Source organism: Natronospirillum operosum, from assembly GCF_004768465.1.
GTDB classification, from domain to species: Bacteria; Pseudomonadota; Gammaproteobacteria; order Pseudomonadales; family Natronospirillaceae; genus Natronospirillum; species Natronospirillum operosum.
On the sequence record NZ_SRMF01000007.1, the window covers coordinates 160587 to 179504 of the forward strand.

The following is an 18918-nucleotide window of genomic DNA, read 5'->3' on the forward strand; positions in this document are numbered from 1 at the left end:
CGTGACGTTACAGGTACTTTGACCGTAGGGTGTCGCCTAAGGCCTAAACAGTATTGGCGTGGGGAAGGCTGTTAATGGCAAGTTGCAAAAACTGAACCTTGGGCTAGGATGGGTAATGAACGGATCAAAGCTCTCGTACAAACCTATAAGGACTTGGTCAACTAAATCAAACCAAATCACCCAAGTGAAAGCGTGGCAAAGAGGGGGGCCGGCTTTTTGCTGCTGACTCCTGCAGTAGGCGCAATTTCTAGGGGGTAGTGAAGAAAGAAGTAAGTTGCCTTTTGTGAATTTTGTAGGGCTATAGTTGGTTTCTTAAGAATCCCTAGTTATGACAAACGACAATAATTTAGTTCAGTTTTTACGCCACTATGGACCAATCCCAGCGGCGGACAACATGTATGATGAGTTGATCCAGTCCGAGATAGAGCACCACGGAATTGATCCTGCAATCCACATTACTCCCGCGAGACTAAAGGAAGTTCAAGAAAACTTTGAATTAGAACATCCTCGGAACGTCATCCTTACAGGGACAGCCGGCGATGGTAAGACGTTTCATTGTCGGCAAATTTGGACCGCGTTCAGTGGCGATGTGAAGCTTTGGGAGGAAGGCAAAAAAACGGTTTCCTTGCCTCTGCCCGCCTCAGGAAAAACCTTAGTCATCGTCAAGGATCTAAGTGAACTCACACATAGCGAGAAAGTCGGAATACTGGACGATCTAGCAGTTTCGTTGAGAGATCAAAATAGTGACATTATCTACCTTGTAGCCGCCAATGATGGCCAGCTACTCGCTAGTTGGCGTGATAGGGCAGAGTCCCAGGGAAGCAAAGAGCAAAACACATTTAAGACTGTCGAGGACATGCTCGTTGAGGATCGAGCAACAGACGAGACACTCAACTTATTGCTTTACAACCTAAGTCGACTTGACGCGTCAGAGCATTTTCAAGAGCTCATCGAGCAGATAGTTGAGCACCCACTATGGTCAAATTGTAATGGCTGTGAACTTTTTGAAAGCGATGGCACAACCACTTGCCCGATACGTATAAATCGGGAGCGGATGCGTACTAACGGTGACGGCATAGTTTTTCGAAAACGGTTGGGAGAGCTGATGCAGCTTGCGCGAGCCAACCGCATGCACATACCGATACGGGATTTGTTGCTTCTCGGAGTTAATATTCTTTTGGGGGACAGACAACATGGAAGAACTTTATTGACCTGTCGTACTGCGAAGAATCGTGCGGAAAAGGAAGACTATCGGTTAACAAATCCCTACGCGAATGTGTTCGGAATGAATATTCCTGAGCATCAAAGACAACAGTATCAAGTGTTCAATGTACTTGAAGCATTTGGCATTGGCCGAGAAACAGATAATAAATTTGACAATTTGCTAATTTACGGTTCTTACAGCGATTCAAAGTTATACTTAGATTTCGTATCCAAGGATGCATATTACGGAGCAGCAGCATATGAACGATATTTGCGTGATTACCTAGAGGGAGAAAGAGAGAATATTGAAGAGTTTATGCGTGCACTTTCGAGGCAAAGGCAACGACTCTTTTTCTCCATTCCTGAAAATGATGCACTTGATCCTTGGCGTTTAACAGTTTACCGAGCTTCCGGTGAGTTCCTTGAATTTGTAGACGCACTAAAGCATGAAAGAGATCTATCACGGGTATCAGAGGCGCTTGTTCGAGGTCTTAACCGAACCTTTTGTGGCATGATGATTGATGACGGAACGAAGTTGTATGTAGCTTCTTCTGGAGGAGATGGACGTGGCAGGATTGCTTCTATCCTAAACTATGATCTCCCTACAACGAGACATAGAAGAGATCCGTACCTAAAATTCGCGCTAGGAGGAGACGGGACGACACCTTGTATGCAAGTTGTAGACCCTGCTAGTGACAGTAATAGCGTCGTTGATAGTCTGACCCTTCAACTTACTCATTTCGAATATCTTATTCGCGTAGCAGGTGGCAGTTTACCCGCAAGTTTCTCACGTCAATGTAATGAAGATTTCCTGGATTTCAAGCTAAGGCTTATTACGAGGCTTGATGACCTGATTGGTGAGGAGCCATCTAAAGGTGAAGTTAACTTGCAAGCTCTTACGGTAGATGAGCATGGCCGAGCGCATCACGATAATGTAAGAATAAAGGTGGGTTCATGAATGGACGTCTTGAGGCTCCTGCAAAATACAAAAACGATGTCAATGTTTGGGTTGACGAAGCAATATGGGGGCACCGCTTTTACAATGACCAGACTCCCTGGCTTGTGTTTCTAGAGTTCCTGGCAATATTTCAATCTAGAAACTCGGAAGGGAAGGCTCTCGACGAAAGCTTTAGTGACGACTCGCACGAGACCTTCACTTACTACGTACCTCGTCTCATCCCCCTCCGGCAATTGATCTTTAACAACCCTCATATCCGGTTCGTTGAAGACAATTATCAAACTGACTCGGAACGATGGCGTGTGTGGCTAAGGAATTTTTCTACGGATGATGATTTTGGTTATCTCAAAGACCGTTTTGGGTCTTTTTCACGCCTTTCCCGGGTGATTGAGCTTTTTCAGACAACCTCAATTGAACCGCATCGGCAGCGAAGGTGGACATCCCGCTTCCTATTTCCTTATGGCCCCAACTGCCTTTATGCGGATTTACCAGCGAATCCGGGAGCAAGTCCTGATAGGAGATTTTTTGCAAGAAGCGGTGAGCTGCTCTACTTGATGCTTAACCGCAGTGGCCGAGGCGTAGATCTAGCAAATATGATTTCGGAGAAACTACTGCGGCATGACGAAACCTGGAATCGCGTAGTACGTGCACTGCTGCCGGAAGGTCACAAGTTCGAATCAAATCTCGTATCGAGCACGATCGGATATCTCCCTTTTTCTCAGCGGCCTGAGTATGAAGATCTAGCAAGCACTTGGATCGACCTGCTTAATCTAGATTTATCCGGTGAAGCCTTGCTGGACCCACTAATGCGTCTATCAGCATTGCACATGCTTCTCTACATGCTGAAAAGGGCTAATGAAGAAGTGGGCGATAGCAGTGAGCCAAAGTTCGTACTAGAAGTCGCATCGCCCCGAAAGACAACTCTGTTTGAACTTTCAAAAGAAAATTTCGCAGCGAACCGGATGTTGTCTACACGCGCAGTCCGAGCATACATAGAAGCCTCCAAAGAAGACAGTCGTTGGCAAGAAGCGCTGCAAAAAAGAGTCCCAGCTGACGCTGTAAGAGAGTATCTAGCTGAGCGGTACGAGTGGCGCCCGGCAGATGGCATGCCTTCTGGTGATCCAGATACGATTTTTGAAGCTCTGAGAGAGTACGCGGAAAGTCGTCACCAACAGCACGTAGGTAAGGTGCATATGGAATGGGCAAAGCAGGTTGGGTTGGCAGTATCGCGTCGCGGTGCCGGTACCTGGTACTCCCCTGATGATTCTCTACTCAAGGCTTTAGTGATGTGTGTCGTGGATGAGGGACGTGAGGACTATCACCGGTTTCTAGCCAAGCTCTATGACCGTTTCCGGTTGGTCATAGGGCCAAACGAGGCTGAAAAAGCGTTTGGCACACTGCCAACTGACCAAAAAGCCTTTATGCAGAATACTCAACGCCTAGAGCAACGTTTAAGAACCCTTGGATTGCTGCGTCGGCTATCTGACGATTGTGCCTATGTCGAGAACCCTTTTAGGAGCAGTAATAAATGACAAGGAACGAACTTATAGCAGCGGTCGCTCTTGATTTTGTAAAGGCTCATTTGAGCCAGGAAGCTGGCGGTTCAATGCGATTCTGCATGCTGGGTCTAGATCCGTCGCTAGTTCGCTCTATCGCGAAGGCAGTACTGGGGGACGCGGAGACGTCGTCTACTGTCTTAGTAAAAATATCTAGTTTGTTCGACTCTGAAGATGATCTTCCGCCAAATGTGAAAAGCGATCAATCGATAACACATTGGCGTCATTGTAGGCTGCCGGATGACCGCCGAGCAGTACTTTTTGCTGCGTCGCAGCAAGAACTTCAGAGGAACGATAAAAGCGTCGAGAAAGTAACTAAAATCGAGGCTGACACCCTGAGAGATCGTTATGACGCATGGGTCGACCTGGTCGGATTAACCTCGGTCCACCTGGACGTCGTCAAACGAGAGCATTTATTGACCGCACTCAAGGCTGCAAATCAATCGCATGCAGCACGAACGATTGAAACCTTTGCCGACTTTGTTATTTCTATTGCCGAAGGAATAATTTCTACAGGTTTGCCTATTCAGAAAGCCATTGATAATGCTCTCCCTACACTCAGACTTCCTAGGTTTTCGGGGCATTTTGATCGCATACCTGAGAAAAAGAGAAAGCATGTTGGTGAATGGACAAAAACATTCAAGGGCCTCCATAACAAGGTTCGTCCACTGCTTGTACAAGAGACAGAAAAAGGCGAGCCGATTCCTCGCGAACGACTGCGTACTAACTTTGAAGAGATCTATGATCGCCTAGACGCGTCAGAGAAACATGCAATTGAGGCCTTTCTTGATGCCGATTTGCGAATCGATGACTGGTCTGAAGCGCAGAAAGGCTTAGTCAATCTGGATTGGAGGTCTATTTCTGATCTATTCGAAGGGGTTACAAAAAGCTCATCGCAGCCTCTGGGCGATGAAACGATTAAGTTCTTCGATGATGAATATGATGATCTTCTAGAAGACGAAGAGCGTGAACTATTAGCGGGCACGTTCCCAAAGGAGCCTTCAAGTGACTTGCAGGAATTTTTTGAAACCCATCGAGAGCATTTGGCCCGAGATAAAAAAATTTCTAGCAAGTGGGAGCGTTATGTCTATCGCAACCCACAATCCTATCAAGATTTCTTGATAGGATTGCTCGAAACGTTAGACAGTCTGCGTCGTAGAGTTACTGATGATGAGCTGAAAGAAAAAAAACTGACGGTTCGGATTCCAAACAGTCGAGAGAAGAGTTTTTGGAGAGGTAAAAATCCCAAAATCGCAAGATATTTCGCATTTCGATACAGAGGTCTGCAGGAAGCTCTAGGGCCCAACGTAGAACTAGATTTTGGGAAGCTGATGGAGTTCTATTTCCCGCTGACGGATGCCGGTCTTGCTAAGACCACTTCCAGTTCTAAAGAAGCTCGGTCTATTAAGTTTGAGGCAGTTCTTGATCCTGAAGGAGCAAAGGCAAAGCTCGTTTTTCACTGGGAAATGCCCGTTGACGCTATCGCTACAGCGTTACCAGATGACTTGCTGAGTATTTCAAACGAAGGTGAAGAGTTTGCTTTGTTGCCAACAGCAGATATTGCCAGACAATCGGTAAGCGCAAAGGGAAGCATACAACGCATAGCACTGAATGATTTAAATACAATTAGAGATGTCATTAACACAAACAGTGGAAAGCTGGTTGCGCCGAACAGCACTAGTGGCGATAAAAGTGTCGACTTCCTATCTGAACTAAAATCACTATCTAGCGTGCTAGGTACGGCAGGAGTAAATACCCTTGGAGATCGCTTCGCCTCATTCCGTTCTGCCTATTCTGCTGCGATTCGCGATTGGGCTACGATTGGTGGGTCCGGTATTGGTTCAGCTACTTTCGTAAAACAAGTTGAAGCCTACGAGGAATTGCTAGCTTCTCTGCTATGCCACGCAAGCAATGATCGGGCGCGTGAAGGGCTTTGGCAGAATATTCTTAGATTAGGCGTGGCGAATGTGGGTTCCGGAAGTCCCGCAGCCATAATCACTCCTTGGCATCCAATGCGCCTAGCTGAAATTAGCATTAAAACAAAGCAGGCAGCGAAAGTTATTAATGATGTTCTAGTAGCACAAGAAGACGACATCTTTCGGGCGGACCTATTGTTCTCTCAGATACAGTTCGAGCTGCACGCGAACTATTATCCAGAAGTATGCATTGGCTTTGATCGAGACCAGCCGACACTGCTCTCTGCGGCCGATACCTCATATGACTATACGCTCGCTGAGCCGCCCTTTCGAAAGTCTCGACAGGGAAGGGAGGATGCTCTTGATGTTGACCCTGGAGTGGCTGCTAAAGCCTTCAGCAATGTCGGTGAGCAGTATCTAAAGCTGCTACCACATGGGCGTAGCAATTTCTCTGTAGTCCTATACAACGCAGAATCTAAAGCCTTACCTAGTGCTTTGGCGTCCGAGCTTTCAAGTAAGGTCGAGCAAGAGAATGAACTCCAATGCGACTTGTTGCTCACCCATTCAGAGCCCAAACGAATTAGACGAATTTATGAGCAACAGAATGTTACTGTAAACGACGAATCTGGTTCAGTCATGGCCAGTGAGGCAGCTAGAAATTTTCTGTCAAGGCTGCGCGTAGGCTTCCTTGATGCAGCAAAGATCCCTGATGACGATACTAATCGAGCTGCCGATTTAGTGGCACTTCAAGATGTTGTTGCCCGGAATGCACAGCTTGTCTGGAAAAAGGCGCCGGGTAATAGAAATCCGGAGATCATGACTCATGTGCCAGCACGTTGGTCTCGAAGACGTCCTATTGGTCTAGCTGATACTTCAACTTCAGTGTACTTGGCTTGTCCAGTTCAGCCCAAATCCGGCCAAAATTACCTCAACCTCATTAACGGCTACCTCAGCGGCGACAATGCGCTACCCGGTGATGTTATTCCTGCCCGAGAAGTGAACTTCCGCGATGGAGATATTGGCAATATATTTACTCAAACCCATAAAATCGGGGAGTGGGTGGTTAACTTCGATGAGTTAGTTGATCGCCGGCTCCTCAACAACAATGGCGTTAGCGTTATTCGCCACATCCGAGACCGGCAAGTAGATAGAAACATTGTTGTGTCCACTACATCTAAGCCCAGACTGCTCAGGGTTTTGCTCAAGGAGCGATTGGAGAGGCTCGATCCGGCAATTGTGGGTGCTGATGAATCCGTCGTTGACCAACTGATTGATCAAGCAAATACGCTTTCCGGCCAAGTCGTGATGCGTGCGGCGCGGTATGGCCATTATGCGAATGAACTGCTTGGCATAGTGCTGTCTATGGAGGAGATTCAAAGCGGTCTCGAGAATTCAAAACTGCCAATAGGCTGGTATTTTCTTGATGATTTCGCGTCCTGGTTTGGGCAGCGCGAAGAGCAAATTGCCGATATTATGGCGATAGCCCCTCGTATCGTAGAAGGGAAACCTGTTTTGAAAGTAGCGATTTCAGAAGCCAAGTTTGTTACTTCAACTGGATACAGAGCACAGGCAAAAAAATCAGCAAAACAACTCGAAGAGACTGTTGCGCGGCTGGGGCGAGCACTCGACTCTAATCATAAGCGCATTGATCGGGACATCTGGCTCAATCGTATTGGTGACTTCATGATTGAAGGGATGGAACCTTTTGATGCTGCACTGATGAACGGTTGGGACCTGCACAAATGGTCAGATGAGGTTAGGCAGGACAATATACCAATACAGCTCGCTGGCTTTTCTCATGTGTTTGTACACGACAGTGATGAATACGTTGACGGAGGTGATGCCACACCTATTAAAGGTATGCCGCATTGCGTACAACAAGTTTTTGACAAGCCCAGTGTTGCAAAGCTATTTCGATCATTTGCTGAAAAGAATAAGGCGTCTGGAGAACCTCAAAAAGATAGAAATGACACTTGGAGCAAAGCACTGCTTTCTACGGGCGAAGAATCGAGTTCCCTTCAAACTCAGACCAACGCCGAGAGCTCTGTCCAGTCAGAAACCCCGACATCCGAACGTAATGAGTTGGCAGATACTAATGAACCATTGAGACAGGAGGAAGAGGCGGAAGCTGTAAGCCCCGCCTCCGTTGAAAAAAGCGCATTATCGTTGAATGAAGCCATGGAAAAATCCGCTGACTCTGCTATTCCGGGTGAGTTGTTGAAAATGTGGCCGTCGCAGCAACTTGCGGAATGGGTGAATCAAGGCTCTGTTTCAGAGGAAGAAGACGAAGACACCAGAGTATGGCTAGATTCAACAGTCAAAGCTCTGCAGAAGGCGTTGCGTGGGTATGATATGACTGCAGAGCTGTTAGGCGCTAGGCTCACACCTAATGCAGCTCTAGTACGTTTCAGGGGCTCAGACGATCTTACAATCCCCAAGGTCGAGAAAAAGCGTCAGGAATTACTTACCTCCCATGCCGTTGATGTAATCAATGTAATGGCTGCCCCGATGGAGGTTGTCATTATGGTCAAACGGCCAAATCGAGCCATACTGCGGTTGCAGGATCTTTGGCGAAGACGCCAACTCCCTTCAACTGCACCAGAATCGAACACTAGTTTGCTATTAGGTGCCAAAGAATCTGATGGGGAGATTTTGTACCTAAACGTCGGCAGTGAGTTTGGAGGGCACCAAGCGCACGGACCTCATACACTGATTGCTGGTGAAACTGGTAGCGGCAAAGGCGTCCTAGTGCAGTCGTTGCTGTTGGATATCTGCGCAACAAACTCTCCAGAAAAAGCACGAATTCGGATGATTGATCCTAAAGCTGGCATTGATTTCCCCTGGTTGCGCAATATGCCCCATCTGGATGGGGATCTTATTACTGAGAAAGACGCTGCCATTCAGGCCCTGGAAGAACTAGTCGCAGAAATGGAGCGCAGAAATCGGCTTCTTGCAGAAGCAGGTGTTACGAAACTGGATAACTACAACCGCAAAGTACCCGCCTCAGAGCAACTGCCAAGAATTTGGTTGTTCCACGATGAGTTAGCAGACTGGATGATGATAAATGATTACCGGGACGCCGTGGACCTGAACGCAAGCCGACTCGGGGTAAAGGCACGCGCGGCGGGCATTAACCTTGTACTCATCACCCAGAGACCCGACAAAGACGCACTGCCGATGCAACTCCGTGCTAATTTAACGAACCGGCTAGTGTTAAAGGTAGCAGACAAAAAGAACTCAATGCTGGTACTTGATGAGCCTGGCGCTGAGAGGTTGCTCGGGCGTGGGCATCTTGCTGCTAAATTGTCTGGTGAAGGGAGTGTCATTCTCGCTCAGGTACCTTTTGCATCCGAAGAGGAAATTGCAAGATTGGCAAAAATAATTGGCGAAATTTGGTAGGGCACTATATTGAAGTGAGAGGTAGTAAGGTGAAAGAATGCCAAATCTGTAGCGAGCTACGTTCCCTTCCCGAGCATCTATATGAGATGGCAGAGTATTGTACTTACCTAGATAATAAAACTGAATATTCTATTTCAGATAACAAGCGCGAAGTTCGCACGCAGGTCATTGGAAACTGGCTTAAACTTGCTAGTAATTTGGAAAGTGTAAATATTAACGCATGGAAACACGTAGGAAATGATGCGTTTTGGTGTGGGGCTGCTGCGGACCAATATGACTCGGACTCTAGAATATTTACAAAGTATTCTACGGGATTGACTCGGTTTATTTATATTAGTTATGCTCTTGAAGAGACGTACAGGTTTGTATCTCCTAGGTACAATGAAGTAGCAAAGAAAGCTGCCTTTAATGCGACAAGAAAGATAAAGAAAAGTAGCGTTCAGTCTGCATTATTGTGCGATCAGTTTAGAGCTAGCGAGCTTCCAAGAAACTTTCAGCACATCGTAGATAACTTTCTACATTTCTTCGATCAATACTACAAATATTATCAACCAGGTATGAGTGGACTGGAAGAGGTTTCTCCGAATAGCACTAGCTATGGCCTCCATATAATTAGGAACTTAAGGAATCAGATGGCTCATGGGGTTTTTCCTATAATGAACGAATACATAGACCCTTATGACTCGCCTATGATACCGATACTGATAAACTTGCTGCATCATGCAAGTCGAGTCTCTGTATTATATATGCAAGCTTTGATAGGTAATTTCTCATCAGATTTTCAATCTTATGACTATCGTGCTATCGAAGATGCTTACGGAAAGCCGTTTGACTTTTTTTTAGAAAACTGCAATAAAGATTACGCACTTTCACTCCATTTCAAAGGGCACTTTAGCTTTAAAGGATGGTTGGAGTGTGAGGGGTGGCCATCTGTGTAGGTTCAATTTTCTGTTATATATAGACCTTGACTGTAAATATTTCTGATGGTCATCACAATACCTGCCTTTTTTGTATTGCCTTTAAATTACTTTGTTGGGCAGTTCAATAGTCGAACTACCCGTCTCACGGCGATATCGCTCTAACAACACAGGATCTGAATATTTGGAGGTGTTTAGCATGTATAGTAGTATTTCGCGTAGGGTTACTTTGTGAGCGTTAGATATTGTTCCTGTATTGTCGTCCCACATTAATCCATTATAGGGTGGCCCAGAAATATTTCTTGGTAGCCTAGAGGCTAAGCTTACTGCTTCCGAGATAGTGTAACTTTGGGTAAGTGTCGAAATTATTTTTGAGAATATCTCTAACCCTATCGGGCGAAATAGTGCGCTACCACCATGAGGACCTCTATAATGTGATACTACTTTATGGGTTTCTTCTGTGCGGAAAAATTCATCGAGTTCCGTGAAGTTCCTCCTGAACTGATCAAAAATAGTCTTTGCATACTCAAAATAGAGATCCAAGCCTTCATCGTCAGGCCTTGTTCTTTGCAACTCGGCTTTCGATTTTTTTAATTTATGTTTTGAGCTAGTGAAAAATATAGTTAATGTGTCGTACAAATTCCCTATCGTTGTTAAGCTTTTGGTGTTTGATGTTGGCATATTGTTAGATGCTACAAAAGCAATACGATCCCCGGAAAAAATCGGCGTTTGTTCAATTAACCTTCGTACACATATCGCCATTACGTCATCTTCGTCCAGAGCAATTATGTCACCTTTCGACACTGGCCTAGCGGTTTTATTAAGCGTTGTGAACAATCTCCTAGTCCTTTCTAGACCGTGTCGGGTCTCTTTGTGGGCCACAAAAATTACGGATATCTCATCGTAAGGATCTTGATCAATACCATCCTTAATTAACTTTTTAATGCCTGACAGCCGGTGTTGACCATCTAGCGCAAATAGATTTTCGTCGCCTCTGAAGGTTAAAAAACCTATTGATGAAATGGTTTCTTCGTCGAGCCCAGTCAGGCCATCGCCATCTTTTTTTCGCACATCAGATAATGCATGCCAATTCGGCTCTCCACCGTATGTCGCGACCACCAAGGAGTTAAAAAACCTATCATTTTGTGTTTTTATGTAATTGGCTATTTGGTCGCTACGTCCCTTCTTAAGTTGCCTTTGGATCATCTCAGAGAGATTTCTATTCGAGTGTATTTCTTCGGCGAACCTTACACGCTTAGCAATCTCATCTAATCCAACAAGGCATGTGTAATATACCCAGTCACCCATGACGCCGCGAAGCGCAGGAAGTGTTATTCCTTTTAATTTTTTTGATGAACTCATCGATATGCCCTTCTTTTTCTCTTTATATCGGCTTCCAGGTCTCCTTCAGAAAAAGTGGGTAATAGAGCACTATTTAATTCTTTTTCTATTTCCTGAAGCTCGTCTGAAGTTACGTCGCTAGAAATTGGGGCATAATAAAACCTTAACACGCTGTGCCAATTGCCGATCATTCTCGCAATTCTGGCTCTTTTGTACACTTTCCTTTCGTTGAGGTAATCTTTATAACGCTCTCGCAATGATCTGCTAGAATTTCTACCTGCAATTCCGATGTAGAGAATATATCCGTGAGGAGGGAGAATTTCATTATCGTAACAAATTGCAAATGCATAAATGCCTCGTTGGTCGTCAGGCACCTGTTCTATGTCATCGGATCCATATTTTATTGAGCTCCAAGAGAGGTTGGAAATTGAATATTCTTCACCTGTCAGCTTGTCAGGGTTCAGGACCACCGAAATCGTGTATTTTGCGATATCATTGGCAGCTTCATTGGCGAAGTCCTCAAGTGCGGCCATTCTCAAGATAACACCTCGTTGACCATGGTGTATGATTTTCCCTTACTTCCTGATTCTATATTAATAATGAGCTCCTATTTGTGGCAAGCAAGACATCCTTTAGCTTTACCATAGAGATCATCAATATCCAAAGGTTCACTGTCTGATCGTAATGGATTTTGTTGAAGATTCTTCTTTTGTCTTAGTAGTCGCTGTTCGTGATCGTCTTTTATTTGTTGTATACGGTCAGGCTTTGATAGCTCTTCTAATGACTCGCCTTGACTCCAGGTAAAAGGGGATCCCTGCTCAACCGCGCTTTTCTCGTAGGCTTTAGCTTCCTCAAAGGCATCTGGGTGGCGATCCATCAATCGGACCCACTCGATTTTCTGTTGGTAGAAGCAGAATGTACAGCCACTTCGAGTACGCCATTCGTAGTACTTTGGGAGCCCTAGGCCAGCGCCTTCTAATATATCCAAGACACCAGCTTTATCGATGCCCACGTCTTTGAAAGGCAATTTAATTATCAGATTGTCATCTTTTGATGAGTAGCCTTCTCGATATTCTTCATCGCCACGAATTGCAACATAACTATAGATCGTCATTCCATCGTTGAGCATAGGTCGAACCCATTGCTCAAAGGGCCTTAACTTTAATTGCCGTGTACACCAACGGGTCTGTGCAGAAGGCAGGAAGTCGTTGTACTGTTTTAACCAGAAATCGAAGTCACGGTCTGGGTTCAGTTTATGTATTGTTTTCCCTAAGAACCCTTCTAGTCTACCCAAGTATTCGTAGACTTCCGGTAGCTCCTTTCCTGTATCGGTGAAAAAGTATTCGATATCGATGTCAGGATGGTGCTGCCGCATATACACAGCGAGCGCAGCACTGTCTCTACCACCGGATAAACCCAGTACATGTTTTTCCTTATCGGCCATAGGGTCACGCAACCTCATCATCTTCTGTTTTAGGAATTTTTGCCTGGGATGTTTGCATATAACGCGTACTCATCTCGGCTAGCGCTGCGAGTACAATATTCCTATCTTTAGGCTCTTCCGTGCCAAGTACTGTGGATACACGTTCAATAATGTTATCTATGGCTTCTCTGTCTGAGTCTGCGACTTCAAATTCTTCTAGTAGCGGAGTAGGCCTACCTTCCCTTCCAATAACAACAGCCATAGCGTGTCTTTTCTCTGGACGCCCTTTGATCCTTGTGAAGGTTTCAGCTTTGAGGAACTTTTGTGCCATGTCAGCGAGCTCTATAGAGGCCCGATCCATGTCAGGATCAACCCAGTCTCTTGGAGGTTTGTTCGCGGCAAGGCTGGCTATAGATTCAAAACTCTTGTCACTACCTTCGAACGTTGCGAGTCGCCCGACAAATGCATCTAGGCGAAAATCGCCAGCCAGCTCCTTCACATTTTCTGCCCGCTCGCGCAACTCCAGTAGAGATTGGCTCGAGAGGTTCGGAACCTGGAGCTCGGCAAGTAACATGTCTCGAAGCCTATGAGCCATGGCTGGATAGGCTTGTACCAATTCTTGTAGTCCTTCTTTAACTACGGATACGATATTGTGGACATCAGTCTGATCAATAATATCTGTATTCTTTGGGTCTACTAACGCAGGTATGTCGTCGAAAAGGAACTTGTTCGGATCACTTGCACGTTTAAACATATCACGCACTTGTATAGCCCTCGCTGAAAGGCGCATCGTGCGTTTCGTCCAATTTGGAAGCTGTTCATAGATAGACACTAATCCGCGAGCTACATCAATTGGGGCAAGATGGGTCAGTTCATTCTTCTCGTCTAGGTTCCGCACTACATCGGCCATTTCAGAAAGCAACTTGCGCGAAACCTTGTCGAGATCCATCCAGCGCAACTCGATTGTCTGAGGGTCTTTCGCCAAATATTCAACATCGATGTCATCGAAACGAGCTCGGAATATGCCTTGCCTGTATACCGCAAGATTGTCTTTTTGAGTTAAAATAAAAGCGACTGATAGCACCGGCATTAGGCCTTTCTTTATCCCATAGGGTTTCTTCGCCCATACTTTTTCGTAGAGCTCCAACATAGAGACTGAACGATTGCTGTTCGATTTAATGTGGTCAGTCGCTGCATTCCATGCGGGATAGAGCCTATATTCGTCACTATCGTCCCCAGTGGGTGCCACAAATCGCCAACCGTCTTCCGTCTTCCTATGAAGCCCGGAGGCCCCCAAAATTGATGCGTAAAGCCCGCCCTCTGCTGGAAATCCCTCGATGCCTAAACGAGGTTCCGCTTCCTTTCTTACCATGCGATTCAAGAGCGCATTCTGTCCCGCAATAGCACTGCCGGACGGTTTATGGCGGTTCAGAAGCTCATTGTGGAGTCTAGGGCATTGGTTGAATCGTGAATCGGCGAGATCTGATGCTAGGCTGTTCAGGTCAGATAGCCGATATTGTTTAGGGGAGTGGTGCTTGCGATACCATTTGGCTCCATCAATGGATTTGGTAAGTTCAGTTTCCAGAAGTGCCTGTAAATCCCCTAGCCTTGCTGCTACTTCGCGCCGCGCTACCGGATCACCAGCTAATTCTGGATGATCATTGTTAACCTTATCCAGGGCAAGCAATTCGCGCGCGAGCATGACAATTGAGGTTGCCTGAGGTGAATAGCCAACCACGATGTCCCACTGCTCGCTCAATTTGGCAGCCTCCCGACATAGGGTTTTGATCTGCCCTTTCTCTTCGCCCTTAGTAGGGACAACAAGGAGGAACTCGCCAATCACGGCCTCTTTTGGCTTAAAGCGTTTTGCAACATCAATAACATCTTTGGCTGGTGTGATGTTTACATCAAACCATCTCATGGCCCCTGTGTCGTGATAGTGTCGTTTCGCAAGAATAGGCTGCAAGCCCGCCAAATACTTAAGAGCCTCCATGTCCGGCTCATCAATATCTTCCAAAGCTGAGCTGACAGCTTGATCAATATTGAAGTCGCTACCTGCATAAATCGCATGAGCATCTTGGAACTTTTTGAAGATAGTTAGCGACCATTGATCAAGAGTTGAAAGAGCGCTCCTAAGAGATTCATCGCTAGTGCTCAGAAAGCAAGTATGTAGTAGCTCAAAGTTTGGCACTAGGCCAGATCGTTCCTTGAACAGATCAATGACCGCTATTGTTTTCAGTAGTCGTACAAGAAGCTCATCACCCCCCAGGCCTTCACATCTGTCTAGGGCTTCAGCGGCCATTGCCCAGCGATGACCATCCGGGGAAGCTATAATCGAGGGCTCAAGGTTGGACCTCAGATAATCCCATAGTTTATCTGGCGTATAGAGACTATTGTCGTCAGCCACGCGAAGGAAGTCTTGAAATCCATGAGGCTCTGATGAGTTGAGAAAACCAAAGATGCTTCGTTGATTCTGCCCAAATCTTCGTCGAGAAATGGGGCCCAAAAGGCAAGCGACCGCAGGATGTAGAGGCCAACACTTAACTAACATTTTCGCTAAGCGCTCAGCATCCTCCAGACGATCTTTTCGAGCAACTCTTGCAACGGTCCTTGCCTGGTTCTTAATCTGCGGTTCTGCGTCCGCACTTTCGATCGCACGAGAGATTAGGTCAATCTGCTCCTCACCAATTGTGTTCACCGGTAAATCAACGAAGCGTCCCTGGATTTTGGCCCACTCATTTCGCATTTCATGTGAAAGTCGATGCGCATATTCATCGAACGCCTGATGTAATACACCTATGAAGAGCAGTCGCCCGTTACTTCTAGATGCGGCCTCAGCTATCTGTTGGAAAATATAAACATCCGACTCGTTCTGAGTTGCAGCCTCCAAAAACTTGCCCATTTCGTCCACAAACAAGACGAAACCGCCATGACGTTCAGTGTCTCTGTTAGCAATACTTACTAAGCTGCTTACAACGTCCTCTTCGGTCCACTTTGCTTTATGACGTGGAGGTGAATAGCCCGCATTCTCTAAAGCTTCACCCAAAATATCGACGGGATTACCCCTCCGCCCAACAACGGGTAGCGTCCGCCATCCATTTGAACCAGCCGGGAAAACCTCTCGCATCCTTTTCGTAAGTGGGCTCCCGAAAACACGTTCCGCTTCGCTCTTTAATTCCGGATCACCGCTAAGCAATGCACTTAAGGCAACTGCTAAGCTTGATTTTCCGCTACCGTATGGCCCTGTCCAAGTAAATGCGCACTGTCCAGTCTCGGACGCATGTCGAGCCATTGCCATAAGTACGTCGGCAGAAGATTGTGGGCAAATGAATCCATCGAGGGCGCTTTTACTCCCCAAGTCGGAGTCGATTCGTATGGACTTCTGGAAGCGTCGGGAAATGCTAACTTGATCAACTAATGACACTATGCGGCCTCACTTTCATCGGAGCTTTCGTAGTCCTTCCGAATAAAATCAATTGCACCATCGAAATCAAAGTCTGGGTGACGAATGACCTGCTTCAGGCCTGCAGTCTCTGACCAACGAAGAGAATGGGCGGTAGCCTGCTCGATCTTGAGTAGCCGATCAGCAACGTCATTTTCATCGAGCAAAAATACCCTTCCCGGGGAACCTGGTTCATGGGCAATAGCTTCAAATGAAAGTGTCGAGGATGTAGGGGAGAACTGTTGCCAGAACTCTAGAAGAGCGTAAACAAAGGTGCCGTCACCTAGGGTGGTTTTCTGGCCACGAACAAACCGATACTCATCTCGTCTTGATACGCGTTTAATTAAACCAAGTTCCGTGAGCGGGCTCTCAAGAGAATCGTCCTGTCCGGCTTTAGCGCCTGATGACTGAGCTGTATAAGTACGGATAAAGCAGCCAACATCATTTTTTATTGTTGTTTCAGCCGCAGCTGGCCAATCGCGCTTTAGTCTGTGGATGAATTTGTCACGCTCAAAAGTAACGGCCGAATAGTGACTAAAGGCCCAATACCATGTTGTCTTTTTCTTCCACTCTGTTGCCAGCTTCCAATGAATTAGCCACAGCGAGTTCGGGTTCTCCAGAAAGGGGTCAACTCCGTCATGTCCAAACAGCAGTTGGCCTACCGGTGTTGTCTTAACTTGATTGGTACCCGAGGGTTCTTCAATAATGCCTGCGACTGTCGCCCAATGACGCATAGAAGCAACCATGTTCTTGCCAACACCAAAACTGGCAATGGCATCGTCTCCCCAACATAGAGACTTATTTTCGGTTTCGTGCTCTGTTTGAGATACTCGGTCAAAGCATTTCTTTAACCAACCGTACCGCAGTGGGAAGGTCTCATGTCCAGAGAATTGCGGTCTGTAGCCCGGTTGGTAAAGCAGTCCGCGTGCCATGCCCTTGATCTCCTGTCCTGGATGGTCCATCCAGATGACTCTAATATGGCCTCGTGTTATGGTCAATGCCAATCTGGAGGCTATCTCCAGCTTGCTCCCCCCGAAGGCAGCCGCATGGTCAAGAAAAGCATCTCCGGCAAGGGTTACTCAATGAGAAACAAAGATTTGATATATTTTGACTATCAAGCAACAACTCCCGTTTCTGATGAAGTTCTTAGGAGGATGCAGCCATATTTTGCTGAATCTTTTGCCAACCCGCACTCTTCGGACCATGCGCTTGGGTGGCACTCAGCAACTGTTGTTGAGCGCTCAGCTCAGCAAATAGCAAGCTTCATCGGTGCGGACGGCGATGAAATAATCTTTACTTCCGGTGCCACAGAATCCAATAACCTTGCCATACTTGGCCTTGCTAAACGAGCGGCTCGAATGAATTCCCCTCGAAAGCGGCTTCTCTGTAGTGCCATCGAGCACAAATGTGTTCTCTCAGCTGGACGAGCCCTCGAAGATCAATACGGCTTTACGTTGGACCTCATTCCTGTTGATCAGAATGGATTGATTGTTCCTTCTGAGCTTGATCGGTTACTTGGGGAGGATGTGCTACTTGTCTCTATCATGGCAGTCAACAACGAAGTGGGCTCGATACAAGATATTACTAGACTATCTGAGGCTATAAGAGGGTGCGGAGCGGTATTTCACTGCGATGCTGCTCAAGCTCCCATAGCCATTCCTCTGGAAAGCCTTGCAGCGCAGGTAGATATGCTCAGTTTGTCTGGCCATAAAATGTATGGCCCAAAGGGAATTGGGTGTCTGTATATTTGCCGTGATCTCCAGGATCAAATCGAACCTTTAATATATGGTGGCGGACAGCAAAATGGGATTCGCTCTGGCACCTTGCCAACGCCCTTGTGCGTGGGCTTTGGTGCCGCTGCTGAATATATGAGTTCGCCCATGGCGTCAGAAAAACGTGCAGAGCTCCGTGCTCGAAGGGACAGGTTTGTTGATATGCTAGTGGATCTTCCATGGTCCGGTGAGCTATACGGGGGAGGTCTAGAGAATCGTCACCCCGGCAACATATCTTTCGGCTTTAAGGGCTTCGATGCACAAGATGTTCTTGGGGCGTTGCAACCAAATTTGGCCGCATCCACCGGTTCAGCCTGTACGTCCGGTATAGCTGAACCATCCCATGTACTGAAAGCTATTGGGTTGTCTACTGAGCAAGCTGAATCCGCGATTCGATTCAGCATTGGCTTTGAAACTTCGGATAGTGCAATCGATCACGCAGTTGAGCTTTTAGACCAGGCTTTAAAGAGGCTTTCGAGCGTGCAGCGTTAATACTCACTTCCCTTTGACCTCCATGGTAAGTGCGTATCCAGGCGGGCAGTTCACCGGCGCGGCTGGATCGGGAGACCCTCTCCAGGTTCGGCAGTTTTTATGTGCCGCGCTTTCTGTGGGACTGCATGAGTCGATACGCCTGCTGGCTGGAGCCTGCCATCGTCAACGAGTGGGCCGAGCTGATGCAGGGCTATGAGGTGCGCTATGACCACAGCGTCTACTGGCAGGCCCTGCAATGGCATGAAGATCGGCGCGATACGAGTCTCATCCGCGACCTGGTAAATGACCGGCTTGGCAACCGGCAGCCGGTGCATTGTGTCTGGAGCAACACCGCGCTCAAGCCCGAGAAGTACGCCGTCGATCATTGCTTCCCCTGGTCGCGGTGGAGCAACAATGATCTTTGGAACCTGCTGCCCAGCACGGTGTCAACACCAACTTAGATTGTCCGCTTTTTGCCAACTAGGAATGTCCGGTCATTGGCAACTTCGTTTGTCCGGTT

General features: G+C 46.8%; 11 protein-coding genes. 6 read left to right on the top strand and 5 right to left on the bottom strand.

The annotated features are described in order from the left end of the window. The first annotated feature begins 328 nt into the window (after positions 1 to 328). Genes E4656_RS15505 through E4656_RS15520 form a run of 4 tightly spaced genes read left to right on the top strand, consistent with a single transcriptional unit; the run spans position 329 to position 9970 of the window. The gene (locus E4656_RS15505) at positions 329 to 2161 is read left to right on the top strand and encodes a hypothetical protein (protein WP_135484199.1); all 1833 of its coding nucleotides are present in this window, start codon (positions 329 to 331) and stop codon (positions 2159 to 2161) included. Further along, positions 2158 to 3693, top strand: coding sequence for a hypothetical protein (locus E4656_RS15510; protein ID WP_135484200.1), 1536 nt, complete (start codon positions 2158 to 2160; stop codon positions 3691 to 3693). Before E4656_RS15505 ends, E4656_RS15510 begins: the two co-directional genes overlap by 4 nt. After that, the gene (locus E4656_RS15515; RefSeq protein WP_135484201.1) at positions 3690 to 9032 is read left to right on the top strand and encodes an FtsK/SpoIIIE domain-containing protein; all 5343 of its coding nucleotides are present in this window, start codon (positions 3690 to 3692) and stop codon (positions 9030 to 9032) included. Before E4656_RS15510 ends, E4656_RS15515 begins: the two co-directional genes overlap by 4 nt. Positions 9033 to 9061: 29 nt before the next feature. After that, the gene (locus E4656_RS15520) at positions 9062 to 9970 is read left to right on the top strand and encodes a hypothetical protein (RefSeq protein WP_135484202.1); all 909 of its coding nucleotides are present in this window, start codon (positions 9062 to 9064) and stop codon (positions 9968 to 9970) included. Positions 9971 to 10051: 81 nt separating this feature from the next. Here the strand turns inward: E4656_RS15520 and E4656_RS15525 are convergent, their stop codons facing one another. From E4656_RS15525 to E4656_RS15545, 5 genes are all read right to left on the bottom strand, one after another. Then, positions 10052 to 11311 (bottom strand): DGQHR domain-containing protein, encoded by a 1260-nt coding sequence (locus tag E4656_RS15525; RefSeq protein WP_135484203.1) that lies wholly within the window; start codon positions 11309 to 11311, stop codon positions 10052 to 10054. Then, entirely contained in the window at positions 11308 to 11823 is a 516-nt protein-coding gene (locus E4656_RS15530) for a hypothetical protein (protein ID WP_135484204.1), read from the bottom strand. Before E4656_RS15530 ends, E4656_RS15525 begins: the two co-directional genes overlap by 4 nt. Before the next feature lie 74 nt (positions 11824 to 11897). Further along, positions 11898 to 12734, bottom strand: coding sequence for a phosphoadenosine phosphosulfate reductase family protein (locus E4656_RS15535; RefSeq protein WP_135484205.1), 837 nt, complete (start codon positions 12732 to 12734; stop codon positions 11898 to 11900). Positions 12735 to 12738: 4 nt separating this feature from the next. Next, on the bottom strand, positions 12739 to 16137 hold the full coding sequence (locus E4656_RS15540; protein ID WP_135484206.1) for an ATP-binding protein: 3399 nt from the start codon (positions 16135 to 16137) through the stop codon (positions 12739 to 12741). Continuing rightward, positions 16137 to 17087, bottom strand: coding sequence for a DUF4007 family protein (locus E4656_RS15545; RefSeq protein ID WP_135484207.1), 951 nt, complete (start codon positions 17085 to 17087; stop codon positions 16137 to 16139). Before E4656_RS15545 ends, E4656_RS15540 begins: the two co-directional genes overlap by 1 nt. 114 nt (positions 17088 to 17201) lie before the next feature. Between E4656_RS15545 and E4656_RS15550 the strand changes: the two genes are divergently transcribed. Together E4656_RS15550 and E4656_RS15555 are read left to right on the top strand one after the other, a co-directional pair. Then, positions 17202 to 18419, top strand: a complete 1218-nt coding sequence (locus E4656_RS15550) for a cysteine desulfurase family protein (RefSeq protein ID WP_205849236.1) — start codon at positions 17202 to 17204, stop codon at positions 18417 to 18419. Positions 18420 to 18544: 125 nt separating this feature from the next. Next, entirely contained in the window at positions 18545 to 18859 is a 315-nt protein-coding gene (locus tag E4656_RS15555; RefSeq protein ID WP_135484208.1) for a hypothetical protein, read from the top strand. The last annotated feature ends 59 nt before the right edge of the window (positions 18860 to 18918 follow it).